This is a genomic window from Roseateles saccharophilus (genome assembly GCF_004342485.1).
In the GTDB taxonomy this organism is placed as follows: domain Bacteria; phylum Pseudomonadota; class Gammaproteobacteria; order Burkholderiales; family Burkholderiaceae_C; genus Pelomonas; species Pelomonas saccharophila.
Window position 1 is genome coordinate 1 of the sequence record NZ_SMBU01000095.1, and the last position, 1637, is coordinate 1637.

At 66.5% G+C, this 1637-nt stretch carries 1 protein-coding gene and 2 pseudogenes; all 3 read left to right on the forward strand.

Annotated features, from left to right (window positions below):
- Positions 1-75: 75 nt before the first annotated feature.
- Positions 76-528 (forward strand): annotated as a pseudogene (locus EV671_RS26510) (IS110 family RNA-guided transposase); the annotation flags it as partial.
- 272 nt (positions 529-800) lie between these two features.
- Positions 801-1184: pseudogene (locus EV671_RS27645) on the forward strand (methyl-accepting chemotaxis protein); the annotation flags it as partial.
- A 90-nt stretch (positions 1185-1274) separates the two neighbouring features.
- Complete coding sequence (locus EV671_RS26520; RefSeq protein WP_132576894.1) at positions 1275-1487, forward strand: hypothetical protein; 213 nt, start codon at positions 1275-1277, stop codon at positions 1485-1487.
- The last annotated feature ends 150 nt before the right edge of the window (positions 1488-1637 follow it).

A 1637-nucleotide genomic window follows, 5' to 3' on the forward strand; every position in this document is an offset into this window, starting at 1 on the left:
GTCCCGCGATGACCGCGGCAGCGTTCTCACGAACGCCCCCAACGTTCCTGGGACATCAAGCCCTGGCAAGCCTCAGACAGCGACGGTCATAACATCGAGGCGCAGATCAAGGCGTGGCATCGGGCCAGCGAAGCGAGCCAACGTCTGGAGAAGGTGCCGGGCATCGGACCGCTGACCGCGACCGCCCTGGTCGCCAGCGTCGGCGACGCAAAGAACTTCGACAACGGGCGGCAGCTCGCAGCATGGCTGGGCGTGGCGCCGCGGCAGCACTCCAGTGGCGGCAAACCGACGCTGCTGGGAATGAGCAAGCGAGGTGATGCCTACCTGCGCACGATGCTCGTCCACGGCGCTCGCTCCGTCATCTACCGGGCCACCCAGCGCGCCGATGCCGACAGCTGGGTCCTCAAGCTCACGACGCGCAGAAACAAGAACGTCGCGGCGGTCGCGATGGCGAACAAGACCGCGAGAACCGTCTGGGCGCTGCTGGCGCACGGCCGAGAGTTCAGGCCCGGCTACGCAGTCGCGTAGTCGAACATCAGCAACACCGACCGAACAAGGAGAGCCCTACCGCCGATTGCTCAGGCAACCAGCAAGTTGATGGCACGACAGGTCAGACCGTGGTTGGTATAGCCCGCGCCGGACGAGGCACTTCGAGTGCGTGTAAGCGATTGGGCGCCGACCAGCAGAACCCATCAGGGACAGCGAGCACGTCTCGCATCAGAAGTCCGAATGTACGGGTGCAATCTCTTCCTCAGTGCAGCAGTGAGCTGGAGGCTTGGCAAACCGGGGGCGTCCATGTACAGGGCCGAGGCTTCGCGGTCGTCGCCGGCGAGGTGCGCACGCTGGCGCAGCGCAGTGCCGAGGCCGCGCGCGAGATCAGGATGCTGATCGGCCGCTCCGTCGATACCGTCGAGGCCGGCGCCGCCGACGTGGCCCAGGCCGGCCAGGCGATGGAGGAGATCGTCTCCAGCGTGCGCCGCGTGACGGACCTGATGGGCGAAATCGCCGCCGCCGCGGTCGAGCAGCGCGATGGCATCGCCCAGGTCAACCAGGCGGTCGCCAACCTGGACCAGATGACGCAGCAGAACGTGGCGCTGGTGGAGGAATCGACGGCGGCCTCGTCCTCGCTGAACGACCAGGCCCAGCATCTCGCCAACGTCGTCGCGGTGTTCAAGGTCGCCTGAGCGCCGGGGGGGGGGGCCTCGCCGGCCCCGCCTCTCCCCCCCGGGCTAACGCCGGTCCTCGGGGGCGCCGGCTGTGGCCACAATGCGGGTATGCGCTTCTTCTATTGGTTCATGGTGGTGGTGATGGCGGCCACCCTGCTGCCCTCGGCGCTCTATATGGGCATCTACGTCTTCACCGGCGCCGACGAGGCCCTGCAGCGGGCACGCAAGATGTGGAACTTCCTGCGCGTCTTCACGCTGCTGGGGTTCAACATCACGGTATGGGGCAACGTCGTCGTGGGGCTGTGGCAGCTGATGCACTGACGGGCAGCGCGCGAAGCAAAAGGCCCCGGTCTTGCAAGCGACCGGGGCCTTTTTCGGGCTCTCTTGAATTTCAAGTGGGTTGCCGGGCGTGAGGGTTGATCGCGCTGAAGTCGAGCTTGCCCGCGATCAGGAAGATGACAGTCTGGATGG

Coding starts and splice junctions, on each gene's coding strand:
- EV671_RS26520 (WP_132576894.1), top strand. CDS start 1,275: ATGCGCTTCTTCTATTGGTTCATGGTGGTGGTGATGGCGGCCACCCTG.